The organism is Streptomyces sp. WM6378 (assembly GCF_001279695.1).
GTDB lineage: Bacteria > Actinomycetota > Actinomycetes > Streptomycetales > Streptomycetaceae > Streptomyces.
In genome coordinates this window covers 1-364 of the sequence record NZ_LGDD01000194.1, presented here as the reverse complement: position 1 = coordinate 364, position 364 = coordinate 1, and the positions used below count along the sequence as shown (strand labels likewise).

1 protein-coding gene is annotated in these 364 nt (G+C 71.7%); it reads left to right on the top strand.

Going from position 1 to position 364, the window contains the following annotated elements; genetic code table 11:
* On the top strand, positions 1 to 265 hold a 265-nt coding region (locus ADK54_RS16660), incomplete at its 5' end, for a potassium-transporting ATPase subunit C (RefSeq protein ID WP_159047786.1).
* Between the last annotated feature and the right edge of the window lie 99 nt (positions 266 to 364).

Sequence of the window (364 nt, the reverse complement as noted above, 5' to 3'; positions counted from 1 at the left end):
CTCGACCGCCGGCTACCAGGTGAACCCGGCCGACGTGCCCGCCGACGCGGTCACCTCCTCCGGCTCCGGCCTCGACCCGCAGATCTCCCCGGCGTACGCGAAGATCCAGGTCCACCGGGTCGCCGAGAAAAACCACCTCGACGTCAAGCAGGTCGAGAAGCTCGTCACCGACAACACCAGCGGCCGGATCCTCGGCTTCATCGGCGAGCCCGGCGTCAACGTCCTCAAGCTCAACATCGCACTCAAGGAACTCACCCAGAAGTGAGCCACTTACGACGGCGGGCGGGGGGCCCCCCCCCCGCCGACCCCCCGGCCCCCGCCCCCCCCCCCCCCCCCCACCCCGCTCCTTCACCCATCCCCGGGC